At 50.3% G+C, this 16,172-nt stretch carries 15 protein-coding genes; all 15 read right to left on the bottom strand.

Features of this window, described 5'->3' with window-relative positions; translation table 11 throughout:
* Positions 1–9: 9 nt before the first annotated feature.
* The gene (gene flhA, locus ACN0T0_RS04695; protein ID WP_417223799.1) at positions 10–2,124 is read right to left on the bottom strand and encodes a flagellar biosynthesis protein FlhA; all 2,115 of its coding nucleotides are present in this window, start codon (positions 2,122–2,124) and stop codon (positions 10–12) included.
* Between the two features lie 191 nt (positions 2,125–2,315).
* Complete coding sequence (gene flhB, locus ACN0T0_RS04690) at positions 2,316–3,452, bottom strand: flagellar biosynthesis protein FlhB (protein WP_417223798.1); 1,137 nt, start codon at positions 3,450–3,452, stop codon at positions 2,316–2,318.
* On the bottom strand, positions 3,453–4,238 hold the full coding sequence (gene fliR / locus ACN0T0_RS04685) for a flagellar biosynthetic protein FliR (RefSeq protein WP_417223797.1): 786 nt from the start codon (positions 4,236–4,238) through the stop codon (positions 3,453–3,455).
* A 3-nt stretch (positions 4,239–4,241) separates the two neighbouring features.
* On the bottom strand, positions 4,242–4,511 hold the full coding sequence (gene fliQ, locus ACN0T0_RS04680) for a flagellar biosynthesis protein FliQ (RefSeq protein WP_417223795.1): 270 nt from the start codon (positions 4,509–4,511) through the stop codon (positions 4,242–4,244).
* Positions 4,512–4,563: 52 nt separating this feature from the next.
* Positions 4,564–5,313, bottom strand: coding sequence for a flagellar type III secretion system pore protein FliP (gene fliP / locus ACN0T0_RS04675; protein ID WP_417223794.1), 750 nt, complete (start codon positions 5,311–5,313; stop codon positions 4,564–4,566).
* Entirely contained in the window at positions 5,310–5,762 is a 453-nt protein-coding gene (gene fliO, locus ACN0T0_RS04670; RefSeq protein WP_417223792.1) for a flagellar biosynthetic protein FliO, read from the bottom strand. Before fliO ends, fliP begins: the two co-directional genes overlap by 4 nt.
* Entirely contained in the window at positions 5,759–6,163 is a 405-nt protein-coding gene (gene fliN, locus ACN0T0_RS04665; RefSeq protein ID WP_417223790.1) for a flagellar motor switch protein FliN, read from the bottom strand. Before fliN ends, fliO begins: the two co-directional genes overlap by 4 nt.
* 24 nt (positions 6,164–6,187) lie before the next feature.
* A complete protein-coding gene (fliM, locus tag ACN0T0_RS04660; RefSeq protein ID WP_417223789.1) occupies positions 6,188–7,162 on the bottom strand; it encodes a flagellar motor switch protein FliM in 975 nt (324 codons plus the stop codon).
* 13 nt (positions 7,163–7,175) lie between these two features.
* Positions 7,176–7,709 carry a flagellar basal body-associated FliL family protein gene (locus ACN0T0_RS04655; RefSeq protein ID WP_417223787.1) on the bottom strand — a complete coding sequence of 178 codons (534 nt, stop codon included), beginning with the start codon at positions 7,707–7,709 and terminating at the stop codon, positions 7,176–7,178.
* Positions 7,710–7,835: 126 nt separating this feature from the next.
* Positions 7,836–10,757, bottom strand: coding sequence for a flagellar hook-length control protein FliK (locus tag ACN0T0_RS04650; protein ID WP_417223785.1), 2,922 nt, complete (start codon positions 10,755–10,757; stop codon positions 7,836–7,838).
* Between the two features lie 75 nt (positions 10,758–10,832).
* Complete coding sequence (gene fliJ / locus ACN0T0_RS04645) at positions 10,833–11,273, bottom strand: flagellar export protein FliJ (protein WP_417223784.1); 441 nt, start codon at positions 11,271–11,273, stop codon at positions 10,833–10,835.
* Positions 11,273–12,667, bottom strand: a complete 1,395-nt coding sequence (fliI, locus tag ACN0T0_RS04640) for a flagellar protein export ATPase FliI (RefSeq protein WP_417223783.1) — start codon at positions 12,665–12,667, stop codon at positions 11,273–11,275. The genes fliJ and fliI overlap by 1 nt, the downstream gene beginning before the upstream one ends.
* Positions 12,660–13,436: a FliH/SctL family protein gene (locus ACN0T0_RS04635; protein WP_417223782.1), complete on the bottom strand. Its 777-nt coding sequence runs from the start codon at positions 13,434–13,436 to the stop codon at positions 12,660–12,662. Before ACN0T0_RS04635 ends, fliI begins: the two co-directional genes overlap by 8 nt.
* Positions 13,436–14,452: a flagellar motor switch protein FliG gene (gene fliG / locus ACN0T0_RS04630; RefSeq protein WP_417223780.1), complete on the bottom strand. Its 1,017-nt coding sequence runs from the start codon at positions 14,450–14,452 to the stop codon at positions 13,436–13,438. The genes ACN0T0_RS04635 and fliG overlap by 1 nt, the downstream gene beginning before the upstream one ends.
* Positions 14,445–16,145, bottom strand: a complete 1,701-nt coding sequence (fliF, locus tag ACN0T0_RS04625) for a flagellar basal-body MS-ring/collar protein FliF (RefSeq protein ID WP_417223778.1) — start codon at positions 16,143–16,145, stop codon at positions 14,445–14,447. The genes fliG and fliF overlap by 8 nt, the downstream gene beginning before the upstream one ends.
* Positions 16,146–16,172 lie beyond the last annotated feature (27 nt).

Genomic DNA, 16,172 nt, shown 5'->3' with positions numbered 1-16,172 from the left:
ATTACCCAATCAAGCACCGGCCTGATTCTGGCCACCCACCGTAGCAATAATCGTAACCCGTTTATTTTCGGGGATTTCCTGATAGGAAAGCACACTAATTTGGTGCTCACCATAACGTACAAACTTAGCCAACAACGGCCGGATTGGAGCCGCCACCAATAAAATGGAAGCCCGCCCTGCAATCTCTTGCTGCTGTGCCACCTCCGCCAAGGAGGTTTGCAGCCGTTCAGCCATGGTTGGTTCAATCACTAAGCCTTCTCCACCCTCACCCCGTTGCACAGAACCTAACAACAACTGCTCTAATTGAGGATCGAGGGTAATCACCGGCAGCTCATCGTCATTACCAACAATATTCTGCACAATCATACGCGATAAAGATATCCGTACCGCCGCCGTGAGACTTTGCGGATCCTGCGTCCGGGCAACCGCTTCAGCCAGCGACTCGGTAATGGTTCTGAAATCCTTGACCGGCACCTGCTCCATCAGCAAATTCTGTAGCACTTTTAACAGTGTACTCACAGAAAGCTTGCCAGGTACTAACTCTTCTACCAGTTTTGGGGACGTTTTTCCCAATAGATCCAATAATTTCTGTACTTCATCATGCCCCATCAGTTCATGGGAGTGCGCCTGCAGAATCTGATTAAGATGGGTTGCCACCACTGTACCGGCATCAACCACCGTATAACCGAGGGTCTGCGCTTGCTCCTTTTGGCTCTGCTCAATCCACACCGCATCCAAACCAAAGGCAGGGTCTTTTACATCGATCCCTTTGAGAGTACCAAACACCTGACCGGGGTTAATTGCCAACTCTCGATCAGGATAGACCTCCGATTCCCCCACAGACACACCCATTAGGGTGATTCGGTAGGCTCCAGGCATTAAATCGAGATTATCGCGAATATGCACTGACGGTACGAGAAAGCCTAAATCTTGAGAAAGCTTTTTACGCACCCCTTTAATCCGGTTCAACAACTGCCCGCCCTGCAATTTATCAACCATCGGTATCAAGCGATAGCCCACCTCGAGGCCGATCATATCGACCGGCATCACATCATCCCAGTCTAGCTCTTTCACATCCGGCTCAGGTTCCGCCTGCTTGGTTTTAGCCGCGCCCTCTTCAACCAACTCAGCCTTGGCTGCCAAGTTGCGCTGCTGAATGAAGTACGCGCCAATCCCGGCAGCAATTGCCAACGACAAAAACGCCACATGGGGCATACCCGGGATAGAGCCCATAATAAACAGAATAACAGCTGCAACGGCCAGTGCCTTTGGCGAGCCAAATAGCTGACCAATAATCTGCTGCCCCATATCCTGGGAAGAATTAACCCGGGTCACCATAATTGCTGCGGCGGTTGATAATAGCAACGAAGGGATCTGCGCCACCAGCCCATCACCAATGGTCAGCAGGGAGTAATAACGGGCCGCCAGCTCAAAAGACAGGTCATGTTGCAACATGCCTATACCCAGCCCGCCAAGGATATTGATCACCAGAATCAAAATACCCGCTACCGCATCACCACGAACAAACTTACTGGCACCATCCATCGAACCATAAAAGTCAGCTTCCTGAGTCACCTCTTGCCGACGCAGCTTGGCATCCTCCTGACTGATCAATCCCGCATTCAAATCGGCATCAATCGCCATCTGTTTACCGGGCATAGCATCCAAGGTAAAGCGAGCACTTACTTCGGATATACGCCCCGCACCTTTAGTGACCACCACAAAGTTAATGATGACTAAAATCATGAAGACCACCAGACCCACAACATAGTTGCCGCCAATCACCACTTCGCCAAAGGCCTCAATCACCTTACCCGCCGCATCACCCCCTTCATGCCCATACAACAGAACGACTCGTGTAGAGGCGACGTTGAGGGCCAAGCGCATTAAGGTGGTAATGAGAAGAATGGTAGGAAAAACAGCAAAATCCAGCGGCCGCATGGCATACACACACACCAACAACACCACGATAGAAAGAGCAATATTAAAGGTAAACAGGGTATCCAGCAGGAAGGGCGGCATCGGCAGCGTAACCATGCCGAGCACGAGCATGAGTAGAAAAGGGATACCTAAATTCCCTTTACTCGCTCCACGAACATTGTTGTAAATCGCTGCTCTGTCCATTACGCCCCAAATGAGATCTTTCCGCTGACAAAGCGTCAAAAAAACATCACAAAATAATTAATTATTTGAAGATTGAAAAATAACATTAATAGAAGGCTAAAAACATCAATATTTTGACGCTTTCATGGCCTTAGGGATAGGAATGCAAGAATCCAGCCATATATTTGCCGGAATTTGACCTAGCAGAATGATTAATCGTCCTGACGCAGCTCATCTGGAATATCCAGATCCTCAGAAACCGCTTTCGGTGCTGGACCCTGTTGACGCTTATGGCGTTGCAACTGAAACACATAGGCCAGCACTTCAGCCACTGCTTTAAATAGACCAGAAGGTATCTCTTCATCGACTTCAGTGGAGTGATAGATGGCCCGCGCTAAAGGTGGTGCAGAAAGTACGGGAATATCGTGTTTATCCGCAATTTCTCTGATTTTAAGGGCAACAAAATCCCCGCCTTTAGCCACTAAAAACGGCGCACCGCCACCGCCCTGATCATACTTCAAGGCCACCGCATAATGAGTCGGGTTGGTAATGACCACATCCGCCTCAGGCACTGCAGACATCATCTTACGTTGGGAGATTTCACGCTGTAGCTGTCGGATACGTCCTTTAACTTCAGGCTTACCCTCACTGTTTTTCATCTCATCTTTAACCTCTTGAAAGGTCATTTTGAGTTTTTGCGTGTAATCATAGATTTGAAAGGGCACATCGATAAGAGAAATCAGAATCATGGTGCAGCTCATGACCAGAAACGCCCAGATCACAATCTCAGTCGCATGGGACATGGCGGGAAAGATATCTTGTGACCCAAGCGAAAAAAGCGCGTCCTTAGAAGCCATCAACACCAGAAACGAGAGCGAACCGACCACTAAAAATTTAGCCAGCGCTTTAAACAGCTCCAACAAGGCCTTAAGTGAAAACATCCGCTTAATACCCGCCAATGGATCGATCCGACTAAACTTAGGCGCCATCGCTTTCATACTGACGTTCCAGCCACCCAGCGCGATTGGCCCCACAATTGCTGCAACCAATAACACCATAAAGAAGCCAATACAGGCATACAGCGCCTCAAACAGCGAATACCCTAGATGCATAAACATCGCGGCCGGATCCATTACCGCCTGTCGATCAAGACTGAAGTTAAACTTCATCATGCCGGCCATCTTATCCGCCACCTGCCCACCAAACATCATCGCTGCCGCTGCCGCTGACAACAACAGCACCGTCGTCGCCAGCTCTTTCGATCGGGCAACATCGCCTTTCTCTTTAGCGTCACGAAGTCGTTTCGACGTGGGTTCTTCGGTTTTCTCCTGACCGCTGTCTTCAGCCATCTACAACACCCCCACGCCAAGCACCTCATCGAGGTAATTAAATGCCACCGCTACAAAGCGCTGGTACTGACCTAAAAAGCCTTCCAAACTAACCCAGGCAATCACTAACCCCACCAGCATGGTAAATGGAAAGCCGATAGCAAAAATATTCAACTGCGGCGCGGCCTTAGCCATCACACCAAAAGCGAAGTTAATCACTAACAATGCCGTCACCGCCGGCAGCGCCATTAATAGCGCACTGGCTAACATCCAACTACCCGACTTCGCTATTGCCATATAACCGGCCACCGGCATCGGCCCCGCCGACACGGGCAAGACAAAGAAACTACGGGCCAACGCCTCAAACATCACCAAATGACCGTTAAAAGCCAAAAACAGTAGCATCACCAACATGAGATAGAGTTGCGATAGCACCACCACCGATACGCCATTTGCCGGATCACTGACAGAGGCAAAACCAAGCCCCATCTGTGAGGAGATTAACTGCCCCCCCAAGGAGAATATCTGAAACAAAATCTGAATAACAAACGCCATCGCCGTACCAATCAGCACCTGCTGCGCAATCAAAATATACGTTTGCAGCGACATACTGTCGATAACGGGCATAGCCGGTAAGGTAGGCAATAAAACGATGGTCATGGCTAACGCCAACCCCAGTCTAATACGGGCAGCCACCAGCTGGGTACCGATCATCGGCACCACCATAAAAAAAGACGCGATACGAAAGAAGGGCAGCAAGAACTGCGCAACCCATTGCTCCAACTGAAGGGACGTCAGTTGCAACATTTCTTACCCCAAATACAAGGGTATATTGGCGAAAATACTGTGGAACTGATCCATCAGCTGTCCCAGAATCCAAGGCCCTGCCCACATAATCGTTAACAGGGTCACCAGCAAGCGCGGCAAAAAACTCAGGGTTTGTTCGTTAATTTGGGTAGCCGCCTGAAAGGTCGATACCATAAGCCCCACCAGCAATGATGGCACGACAATCACCGCCACCAGCACAACCACTAAGAACAGTGCTTCGCCAAACAGATCAAGTGCCATTCCCGGTGTCATTAGATACTCTCCCAAGCGTTAAACGATGCCTTACGCGACCGTTGAAAAACCGTCAAACAACAAAGCTGCCCGCCAGCGTACCTATTACCATAGCCCAGCCATCGACCAACACAAACAACATAATCTTGAACGGCAGCGAGATAATCACCGGTGACAACATCATCATACCCATTGCCATCAAAACACTGGCCACCACCAAGTCGATCACCAAAAATGGAATAAACAGCATAAAGCCAATCTGAAAAGCCGTTTTCAGCTCACTCGTCACAAACGAAGGCACCAATACTGTAAAAGGTATATCTTCCGGCGTTTCGACCGCCGGAGTGCGGGAAATATTCATAAACAGATTAAGATCGTTTTCACGGGTTTGCGCCAACATAAAACCTCGAAACGGCAAGCTAGCCGCCGTTAACGCTTCCAGAGATGTAATCTCTTCATTTAAATACGGCTGCACCGCCTGCTCATTCACCTTATCGAGCACCGGCGACATGATAAAGAGTGTCAGAAACAGTGATAGTCCCACCAAGATTTGGTTCGAAGGTGTTTGCTGCAATCCCAACGCCTGCCGCAAAATAGCAAAAACAATGATAATACGCGCGAACGAAGTCATCATCATCAGAATAGCGGGCAGGAACGTCAGCAGTGTCATCAGCCCCAAAATCTGGAGCGTCACACTGTAATCGGCAGTACCATCAGCATTGGTTGTAAGGGTAACAGCGGGAATACCTAGATCCGCCGCGAAGACGGCACCGGGAAATAGAATCAATAGAAACGGTAATAGCAGAGCGAATAATCGTTTCACTCGGCCTCCTTACGGCTCAACACCTGCTGTAACTTAGCCGCAAACTCACCAGATGCAGCACCGGGTTCAATCAGAGGCTGATCATAACTTTGCAATAGATTAACCCGCCCAGGCGCCACCCCTAACAACAGCTGCTGTTCACCCGCCTGCACCAGCACCAGCTTTTCACGGGTCGTCAACGGCACCGAGGCGATAACACGCAGGGCCTTATTCTGCCCCGGCAAGCCAGAATACCGTTTCAGCAACCATGCCAACGATAGAATCAACCCCACCACTAAGATCAAACCGGCGGTTAACTGCATGATCGAGCCCGTATTGACGGGGTCGACCATCTGACGCGCCACGACACTCGAGGCTTTACCCGTCTCACCTTCCACTGCTAGCGCTAGCTGGCAACTCCCCGCCCAAAGCAGAAGAATAGCGGACAAACGGGCGCGCAAAGGGATCATCTTAGCTTATCTATACGTTCCTGCGGACTGATCACATCAGTCAGCCGGATACCGTAGCGGTCATTCACGACAACAACTTCACCATGAGCAATCAAAGTACCGTTTACTAGCACATCGAGTGGCTCACCGGCAACCCGATCAAGCTCCACAACCGATCCCTGATTAAGCTGTAATAGGTTGCGAATCGAAATATCTGACCGGCCCACTTCCATCGACAATTTTACCGGAATATCGAGAATCACATCCAAGTTAGGGTTATCCAGTCGTACACTGTCATCTCTCAACTCATCCAGATCGATGGCCTGCCCGGTTGATGCTTCAGACTGAGCCTGCTCAGCCATCGCAGCACCCCAATCGTCAAGGCCTTCTTGGCCTTGATTATCAATATCGTCATTACTCATGAGTGATATGCTCTGTCCAACGGTTTAGTCATTTTTACTCCGGCTGATAATTTTTACCGCCAGATTCCCTCGGGATGTACCCAGCTTACAATTAAATACCGGTACCCGCGCAGCCTTCAGTTTAAGTGTATCAGCGATATCGATAGGAATAATATCGCCAGCCTCAAACTGCATAATGTCGCGTAACTTCATCTTACGTTCGGCAATCACCACATCCAAATCGATCGGCGCGCCTAACATATCGTGCTTCAGTGAGGTCAACCACTGTTCATCCAACTCTTCTTCAGCGGGCTTATAACCTGAGATCAAAATATCTCGAATAGGCTCCAGCATAGAGTAAGGCATCGTCACATGAAACTCACCGGTGCCGCCCTCCATATCCACCTGAAAACTACTCACCACGACCACTTCCGAGGGGTTGATTACATTGGCCATTGCCGGGTTAACCTCATGTCCACTGACTTCAAATTTCAGTGGCATGACAGGCTCCCATGCTCCCTCAAGATCAATAAAAAACTGCCCTATGACCTTATTAATCAAGCGGATCTCAGTAGGGGTAAACTCCCGCCCTTCAATTTTGGCGTGCCGACCATCACCACCAAAAAAGCTATCCACCAAGCGGAATACCAATTTAGCGTCCATCACTAACAGCGCCGTGCCGCGCAAAGGCGACACTTTCAATAGGTTGATACTAGTGGGAACATAAAGGGTATGAATATAATCGGAATACTTCATAATCTGCACGCCACCAACCGATACATCGGCATTGTTGCGTAGCAGCGTAAACAACGAGATACGGGTATGACGGGCAAACCGCTCGTTAATCATCTCAAGCGTTGGCATCCGGCCACGAACAATCCGCTCGTGACTCGCTAGGTCATAGACTTTGACCCCGGAATCTTCGTCGACAACGCTTTCTTCAGTCTCAATATCTCCATCATCCACACCATGCAGTAGGGCGTCGATTTCATCCTGAGAAAGCAGGTCTTTGACTGTCATATATGCCTATCCATCACTGCATTACAAACCCGGTAAACAATATCTTCTCGACTCCAGGCTTACCAATTTTATCCTGCATAACGCCTTGAATCTCAGCCAAAGCAGCCTGCTGCAGCATCAACTTACCTTTCATCGTCCGCAACTCATCAAAAGACTGGCTAGAAAACAGCTGGTTCAATACGGAAACGATTTTCGGCATATGTTTGGTTAATGCAACCACCACAGCATCATCTCGGCTTTTGGCCTCGACATGCAACTGCATATAATGCGTTCGACCATCTTTACTCGGCACGACGACCGTAAAGTAAGGACTGCCCTCTAAGGTACGAATTTTGGTATATAGCGCCTGCGCAGGCTTATCAGGTTTGGCATTTTCGGCAACAGCTTCATCATCGGAGCCGCCGAGCAAGAACATCGCTACCCCACCACCGATAATGGCCGCTAGGAGGATCCCAGCAACAGCGATCAGGATCAGTTTTAACTTACCTGAGCCCTTTTTACCCTCAGCCGCCCCACCAGCAGCCGCATCAGTATTTTCATCAGCCATCATTAGCCCCACTGATTATCAGCCGGAAACCCGGCAAATGCATAAACATACAATTAAAGCCGTAATATAACATACTGATTCAACAGCGGAAGCAAGCGAGTCAACATTCAGGCGAATGTTAGCCTATCAAGCGTAGTAATCAACCAAAGAAAGACTCTCCGTGACGACAGACTCGACTCGACTCTCATCCGCATTATCATTTTGATAGCCCGCAAAAGCCGTTCCCGGTTCAGATTGATCCCGTTGCTGACCACCGCTCTGATCTTCTACCGAGGATTCCGACAGATTGAGCCCCTGCTCGGCAAACATCTCTCTCAACCTTGGCATATTCTGTTCTAATGCTTCGCGAACACTGCCGTGAGGGGTGTTAAACACCACGCTCACTTGATCGTTCTTTAGATGCAGCTTCACCTGCAAGGAGCCTAACTCCGGTGGATCTAACTGAATCTCAGCAAACTGACCATTTTTTGACGCCATTAACATCACCCGGTCATTAACGGCTGGCCCCCAACTTGGCATACCCGGCTTAACACCTTGAGGCATACTCGTCTGAAGCGGTTCCTGTACGGTACGAGTCGGCTTAGACAAAGCGGCTAAGGAATCGGCAAAACTCGTGAGCGAGCTCTCTTGTCGTGGTTCTTGCTTATTATCGACGCCTCGACCCACATCAATACCGTTCGCTTTATCCAACACCATTTTTGTTGCAAGATCATCTCGACCTTGAGATCCCGCGGCCTGAGCCATAGGCTGCTCGACACCCTGCCCCACAGGCTGAGCTGGCGCTTGACCAATAACCTGACCGGTTAACGGATTAACCGGCTGCTGCGGAGGTGTTATCGACGCTTGTGTCGCATCATTTGATTGCCGCACAGGTTGCGAAGGCGTTAACTCAGGCGACTGCAATCGAGCTAACGATTCACTCAATGATGTTTGCCCATCACCAATAGACACTTTCACTGCAGGCTCAACGGCCCGATCAGCCAGACCTTCAGAGCCAGGCGCAGCACCAATATCAGCATCAGGTAGTGATGCGCCTTGAGCAGCAGAAACAGCCGGTGCAACGCTTGATATTGGCGAATCAGAGCGCGATGCTAATGCGTTTGTTGTCGCTGCAGCAGGATTATCATTCTGCTGCACTCTCGCGGTACCTGCCACAGGCAACACCACACCAGTCACACTCTGCTCAGGCAGCACATGACGCTCCGCCATAGCAGGCCCTGAACTAGGCAGAGACTGAATCCGATTATCACTCTGCGGCTCCGACGGCGAACTGGCATGACCAGACGACTGCAGCCGCGCTAAAGATTCACTCAACGTCGCAGCAACAGGATTATCATTCTGCTGCACTCTCGCGGTACCTGCCACAGGCAACACCACACCAGTCGCACTCTGCTCAGGCAGCACATGACGCTCCGCCACAGCAGGCCCTGAACTAGGCTGAGGCTGAATCCGATTATCACTCTGCGACTCCGACTGCAGCCGTGCTAAAGATTCACTCAACAACGCTTGCCTGTTAGCCACAGGCACTTCTACCCTAGACTCGACAACTCGATCAATATCGACCACACTTTCAGTGCTAGATACCGAGCTAGCAGCTAAAGAAGCGGGCGCAACGAGGTTCGATGAAACACGAGGATCGGCAGCTTGCATATCTAGTTTACGTGGCGCAGCAACATCAACGCTCTGGCGTAGCTCAGAAGCACTACCAACAGGCAATATTGCAGCATTCTGTTCAGACGTTTGACGCTCTCCTGTCCCAGGCGCAAAACTAGGCTGAGGCTGAATTCGACTATCGCTTTGCTGCACAGGTTGCAAAGGAGTTAACTCAGACGACTGTAATCGAACTAAAGATTCACTCAACGATGCTTGCCCGTTAGCCACAGGCACGTCTACCCTAGACTCGACAACTCGATCAGCCCCAACCGCACCTTCGGCTCTAGACGCCGAACTCGCCACTAAAGAAGCAGGAGTAACGGGATTCTGTGTCGCACTGTTATCTGTCGCTCCACTAGCGGCTAACACCTGCGCTACTGATTCACCAGGGCGACTGGACGCCGCTACACCGTTATCAGCTAGACCGCGCTCAACAACACCAATCCTATTGAATTTATTAGGATTTTCGCCTTCAAAACTTTGCTGATTTGGTGGCGACTGAGGATTAATCTCAGCACTGCGATCCAACGACGCTGCCGCATTAACTATCACCTCAGGAGAACCAGACTCTCTCACTATAGACTGAGGCGACGATAAGGGGAGTTGAGATGAACGATTTAACCTATCAGATTCGTCACTAACGGGTGCTGTATTCGGCCCTGACGGAGCCAACTGACTTACAGGCTCTGTCGATGCCACTGTAGCGCTTTCGGATGCAGCAATTGAACTGACACGTCCCGCTGAAAGAGGCGCATCTTCAGCCAAAACAGTCACCTGCGGAACGGATCCAGCCTGACTGCTCCCCCTATCCGCAACGCTTGTCAAACGCTTCAAGGCTGAATCAACCGCCACCGCTAAATCGGCACGGCGATACTGATCTATCTGTTTCAGCGTTTCATCACCCGCCAAGCTGACGCTGGTATATTGTGCAGCGCTTACATCAGTTCTTAGATCAACATTTAACTCTGCGCTTAGTGCTGAAGGCGGCATTAACTCGGTATGCAGGTCGGCTTTAAGCGCCGATCTCTGTTGTTGCTTTAACTCGAGCCGCTGTTCTGTCATTTCGGCGGATTTGGCAGTCACATCAGCAACCGCATCGACAACTATCTGCGCGCCAGCCGCCTCGGTCATAGCGACCGCATTCGCTACGTTCATGCCGGCAGGCAATAATCCACCGTCACCCGGCAAACTCTGTCCGCTCGCCGATTGCCCTTGAATGCCTGAGCGTTGCTGCTGCGCTTGTAACATCGATTGATCAAAGGAGGCTATAACACTAACGCCTACAGCATTCAAAGCGCCCACAGGGGGCGTTTCAGTAACAACAGCCTGACTACTCGATACCGAACCAACACTCAGCAATGATCCGACCCCCGAAGCCGAAAACGTTTGATCCATACTGCACTCCTCGGCAGACTTATAACTACCGTTGAGAATGCACAATCAGTGCCACTTTGATAAGAGGAAAATTTATTAGATCAAAGGGGGACGAATTAACTGGGAACGCTCATCAAGTTCTTTCTGCAACTGACGTTCCGCTTCTTTAGATTCCTGCATTTTCAGCTTATCCACCAGCATCTCAACCGATTTAAAATGCTGATAAGCGCTTTGCCAATGGGTGGTAACTTTTTCAAGCTGCTCGCGGTCCATCTGCAACGCCTTTTCTTGCTGCTCTACCGCTACCCGTAACTTGTGCATAAAAGCCTGATGGGTGTGAATTTGCCCAGGGGAGATACCCGCCGCACCTTGCTGATAGAAGCTATTAGCATAATCGGAATAATAGCCATGCAACTGGGTTAACGTAGCCTCTCCCTGCTGTACTTTCGCTTGGGCTTGGCTTAACCACTGATCGGCCTGCTTACGTTTTCGCTCTGCAAGATCCAAGACAACCTGCAACCGCTTAGACCTTTTCATCAGGACGTCCTATTTCCCATAGCGATATTCTGCTGCCCCTGTTGCACCCCAGGCATACTGCTCGGGTTCGGCGTTAGCACCATCGCAAGATCCGTCAAACTCTTTTGAAAAGCATAGGATTCATTCAGGCCCTGTTGCAAAAAAGCATTCATCAAGGGCATCCGCTCTACCGCAAAATCAGTTTCAGCATCACTTCCCCGCGCATAAGCACCAATAGAGATAAGATCTTGATTCTGTTGAAATTTTGAATAGAGTTGTTTAAACCCCATCGCCGCTTGTAGATGATCAGAGCTCACCACCGAAGGCATCGCTCGGCTAATTGATTGCTCGATATCGATGGCAGGATAATGGCCCCGCTCAGCCAAGCTACGGGATAACACAATATGTCCATCCAAAATAGCCCGGGCCGAATCGGCAATCGGATCTTGCTGATCATCCCCTTCGGTCAGAACCGTATAGAAAGCGGTGATAGACCCCCCCTCTTTATCCCCATTCCCGGCACGCTCCACCAACTTTGGTAGCTTAGCAAATACCGACGGTGGATAACCCTTGGTCGCGGGCGGCTCACCCACGGCCAAAGCAATCTCGCGCTGCGCCTGCGCATAACGGGTCAAAGAGTCCATCAGCAACAAGACATTTTTACCCTGCTCACGAAAATATTCAGCCAAGCGAGTCGATAGCTGGGCCGCTCTTAAACGCATCAACGGCGACTCATCAGCGGGAGAGGCAACTACCACGGCGCGACGCATGCCCTCCTCACCAAGACTATGATCGATAAACTCTTTGACCTCACGGCCACGTTCACCAATCAAGCCCACCACCACAATGTCCGCCTCGGTAAACCGCGTCATCATACCCAATAAGACACTTTTACCCACACCACTACCCGCAAACAACCCTAACCGCTGCCCCCGACCTACACTCAAGAGCGAGTTAATGGCGCGAATCCCAACATCCAGCGTCTGTTTGATGGGTTGTCGACTGAGTGGGTTAATATTCCTGCCCTGCAAGGGCACCGTGGTTTTACAGCCGAGTTCACCTAGACCATCAAGGGGTTTACCGACACCGTTAATCACCCGCCCCAGCAACTCAAAACCTACCTGAACATCACTGCCGCCGACCATCGGACTCACTCGGGCACCAGGCGCCAAGCCTTCTAATTGATCAACGGGCATTAAGTAGATTCGATCACCAGAAAAGCCCACGACTTCAGCTTCAACCGGCTCACCATGGTCGGGATAGATAAGACAGTATTCACCCATCGAGGCCTTGATACCCACCGCTTCAAGGGTTAAACCGATCAGGCGGGTTATTTGCCCGTGGGCCACGGGCGCAGGAATGTTATATTTCAGCCCCTTTAAACGGGCCAATCGAGCATTCAGTTGATCACTCATGGGGAGCTGATGGCTCAACCTCTGACGAGACTGGCACCTCATCCTCCATCTGCGTCAATGCTCTGCGTAGCTGCGTAACCGCGGCCTCAAAACGGCGTTCAACCGTATTATCAAGCAGGCCATAGCCACTCACCACTTTACAACCCCCTCGAGCCATAGACGCCTCTTCAACCAAGGACCAACGTTCATTCAACGCCAACAAAGGTTCGAGGTTCGGCACATCATCTGGATGTAAAATCACTTTAATTTCGGCGCCGGTTTGTGGCAATTGCGCTACAGCATCTTCAACCGCTTTAATCACCGGGGCACTATCTAACTCAACCTGTGTACCGACCACCGCTTCACTCAGTTCAGTAATTAAATCAACGACTAGCTGCTCGACCTCCGCATTGATTTTTTGCAACGGCTGATCTAACTGCTGCTGCAAGTTTGTCAGTAACGCTAACTGCACATCGATTTCAGCACGCGCGGTAGCCAAGCCTTCTTTGTGCCCAGCAGCACGACCCTCTTCTAGACCCTTCTCCAAGCCTTCATCGCGGCCCTGTTGTAAACCTTCCTGATAGGCATCTTCACGGATTTTTTCGAGCTCGGACAGTGTGAGACGACCATCAACAACTTCCTCAACCACCTCTTCTGTCACTTTTTCCGGTTTTTGCTGCAAGCCAACTACATGCTTCCCCTGCACCACGGGCAGGGTCCATAATGCTGCAGCCCGCGCATCTTCCGCACGAATCCGGATTACCGATTTATCGATCGCCTTCATCTGCATTACATCATCTCTTCGCCGCCACTACCGAGCATAATCTCACCTTCATCGGCCAATCGACGGGCCACGTTGAGAATCTCTTTCTGGGCATCTTCCACTTCACTCACACGCACAGGCCCTTTCGCCTCGAGATCATCTCGCAACAATTCGGCCGCCCGTTTCGACATATTTTTGAAGATTTTATCCTGTAGTCCCGATTCCGCACCTTTAAGGGCAACCACCAGAGTATCGGTATTAATTTCACGCAGAATAACCTGAATGCCTCGATCTTCCACATCGATCAAGTTATCAAATACAAACATCATTTCAGAGATCTGATCACTGAGCGGCTCATCCACTTCGCGAATTTTCTCCATCAACTCTTGCTCAATATTATTATCGAAATAATTCATAATATTAGCCGTTGTTTGTAGTCCACCCAAGCTGGCGCTCTGACTGCTGTTGCCAGAGAACTGTAATTCAAGGATATCATTCAGCTCCTGCAGGGCGGATGGCTGGATTTGATCCAATGAGGTGATCCGCATCATAATCTCGAGACGGACATTTTCATCAAATCGTTGCAACACATGGGCTGCTTGATCTGGATCCAGATAGGCCATGACCACGGCCTGTATCTGCGGGTGCTCATAACGAATAATTTCGGCAACCTGCCGGGAATCCATCCATTTCAGGCTCTCTAAACCCGAGGTATTAGTGGTCATCAGAATACGATCAACCAACGTCTGCGCCCGGTCATTGCCTAGGGCTTGACTTAACATCTCTTTGATATAGTGATCGTTGTTAATACCGATACTGGTCTGATCGCTAATCGCTTCCATAAAGTCCGCCATCACCGACTCGACCGTCGACTGAGGGATATTATCGAGGTTACTCATGGTCAAACCTAACTGCTGCACCTCTTTCTGGCCAAGATAGCGCAGCACTTCGGCGGCATCACTTTCACCCAAGGAGATAAGCAACACCGCCGCTTTCTGGACATTTGTTAATTCAACACCGGATTCCGTTACCTGATCATTCATTCTCAATCACCCACTGACGGATAGCCTGCGCCACTTTGGCAGGATCTTCAGCAATCATGCTGCGAATCGCATTCATTTGATATTCATAGGTTTCATTCGGCGTCGGCGCCAGCGCATTATCGATGCCGCTAAAGGTCACATGGTCCGGCGATATACCGCTCATATCGAGGGATTCAAGCTCAGCAGCCATATCTGATTCAGATTTCGAATCGGATTCATTAGCCGCTGCTTTCTGTGCCGCACTAATCGCCAAACTTTTCATAATCGGTCGCAACACTCCAAATACCAATAACAGCACGAACAGACCACCTAACACCTGTTTCACCAGATCCAGCACCCATTCCTGCTTCCAGATCGGTACTTCTTCCTCCTGATAGACCTCAGGCACGGCAAACGGAGAATTGATCACGCTAACGCTATCACCCCGCAACGCCGAATAACCGACCGCATCCTTAACCAGTATAGACAATCGATCGAGTTCGTTCTGATCCCAAGCGGCCCGTATCTTTTCACCACCATTAGGACCTGCCGTCGGAATATCATCAACCACCACCGCAACAGAGAGACGGTTAATCTGCCCCATTTGATGCTTGGTATAACTGATAGAGCGGTCTAACTCATAATTACGTGTAGCTTGAGAGCGCGCATTTTGTGGCGCCGCGGGGCGATCAACAACACCCTCGCCTTGCACCGGCAAACCCGTACCACCCACTTCAGGCACCGCATTTGCGCCCGGAGGTTGATTCGACAAAGCACCCGGCACACCAGATGCAGCACCTTGCCCTACCGTACTTTCATCAAGCACCTGTTCACTGCGCAACGCAGGAAGGTCCGGGTTATAGATCTCATCGGTTTGCTCAACGGCGGTGAAATCAATATCAGCCGATACTTCAGCTCGGTAACGCCCTAGACCAACCACCGGTTGTAAAATACTGTTAACCCGATTAACTAGGGTTTCTTCGATTCGACGGGTATATTCAAGCTGTTTAGCAGCCAACACCACATCGGTATCCATATCTCGTGTATTCAGCAAGCGACCTTTTTGATCGACCACCGTCACATCTTCACTGGAAAGCTCCGGGATACTGGAAGCCACGAGATTAGTAATCGCCTCAACCTGAATCGCTTCGAGTCGCCGTCCCGCCACCAGATCCAAAAACACCGATGCAGTCGGTTTACGCTGATCACGAATAAATACCGACTGTTTAGGCAACGCCAAGTGAACCCGGGCGCTACGTACCGCCAGCATACTAGTAACGGTCCGCGCCAATTCACCTTCTAAACCACGCCGGTAGCGAGCGGTTTCCATAAACTGACTGGTGCCTAACCCCTGCTCCTTATCTAACAACTCAAAGCCAACGGTATTATCACCATTAAAACCTTCAGCGGCTAAACGCAAACGAGCTTTATGCAGATACTCTTCAGCCACAAGAATATTGTGACCCGTTGAATCAAACTTATAGGGGATACCGTTGAGCTGTAACTGTTCAACAATCGGATTTGCATCCGCATAGGAGATATTATTATAAAGCACCCGGTAATCGGGTTCTTGGGACCAGAGCACCACGGCGAAGCCGATCGCAATAGTGGCTGCCAAGCCCACCATCAGACCTAACTGACGCACCAACCCCAAGCGGTTAAAGCCAAAGGCTACCGAGCCACCTGTTGTTGTCTGCACTGCTGCGTTTTCCATCTAACCGTGCACCCTGATGCTACTTAT

The sequence above is a fragment of the Amphritea sp. genome, assembly GCF_048266285.1.
In the GTDB taxonomy this organism is placed as follows: domain Bacteria; phylum Pseudomonadota; class Gammaproteobacteria; order Pseudomonadales; family Balneatricaceae; genus Amphritea.
This window is presented reverse-complemented; position numbering and strand designations above follow the sequence as displayed.

Coding starts and splice junctions, on each gene's coding strand:
- flhA (WP_417223799.1), bottom strand. CDS start 2,124: ATGGACAGAGCAGCGATTTACAACAATGTTCGTGGAGCGAGTAAAGGG.
- flhB (WP_417223798.1), bottom strand. CDS start 3,452: ATGGCTGAAGACAGCGGTCAGGAGAAAACCGAAGAACCCACGTCGAAA.
- fliR (WP_417223797.1), bottom strand. CDS start 4,238: ATGTTGCAACTGACGTCCCTTCAGTTGGAGCAATGGGTTGCGCAGTTC.
- fliQ (WP_417223795.1), bottom strand. CDS start 4,511: ATGACACCGGGAATGGCACTTGATCTGTTTGGCGAAGCACTGTTCTTA.
- fliO (WP_417223792.1), bottom strand. CDS start 5,762: ATGATCCCTTTGCGCGCCCGTTTGTCCGCTATTCTTCTGCTTTGGGCG.
- fliN (WP_417223790.1), bottom strand. CDS start 6,163: ATGAGTAATGACGATATTGATAATCAAGGCCAAGAAGGCCTTGACGAT.
- fliM (WP_417223789.1), bottom strand. CDS start 7,162: ATGACAGTCAAAGACCTGCTTTCTCAGGATGAAATCGACGCCCTACTG.
- ACN0T0_RS04655 (WP_417223787.1), bottom strand. CDS start 7,709: ATGGCTGATGAAAATACTGATGCGGCTGCTGGTGGGGCGGCTGAGGGT.
- ACN0T0_RS04650 (WP_417223785.1), bottom strand. CDS start 10,757: ATGGATCAAACGTTTTCGGCTTCGGGGGTCGGATCATTGCTGAGTGTT.
- fliJ (WP_417223784.1), bottom strand. CDS start 11,273: ATGAAAAGGTCTAAGCGGTTGCAGGTTGTCTTGGATCTTGCAGAGCGA.
- fliI (WP_417223783.1), bottom strand. CDS start 12,667: ATGAGTGATCAACTGAATGCTCGATTGGCCCGTTTAAAGGGGCTGAAA.
- ACN0T0_RS04635 (WP_417223782.1), bottom strand. CDS start 13,436: ATGCAGATGAAGGCGATCGATAAATCGGTAATCCGGATTCGTGCGGAA.
- fliG (WP_417223780.1), bottom strand. CDS start 14,452: ATGAATGATCAGGTAACGGAATCCGGTGTTGAATTAACAAATGTCCAG.
- fliF (WP_417223778.1), bottom strand. CDS start 16,145: ATGGAAAACGCAGCAGTGCAGACAACAACAGGTGGCTCGGTAGCCTTT.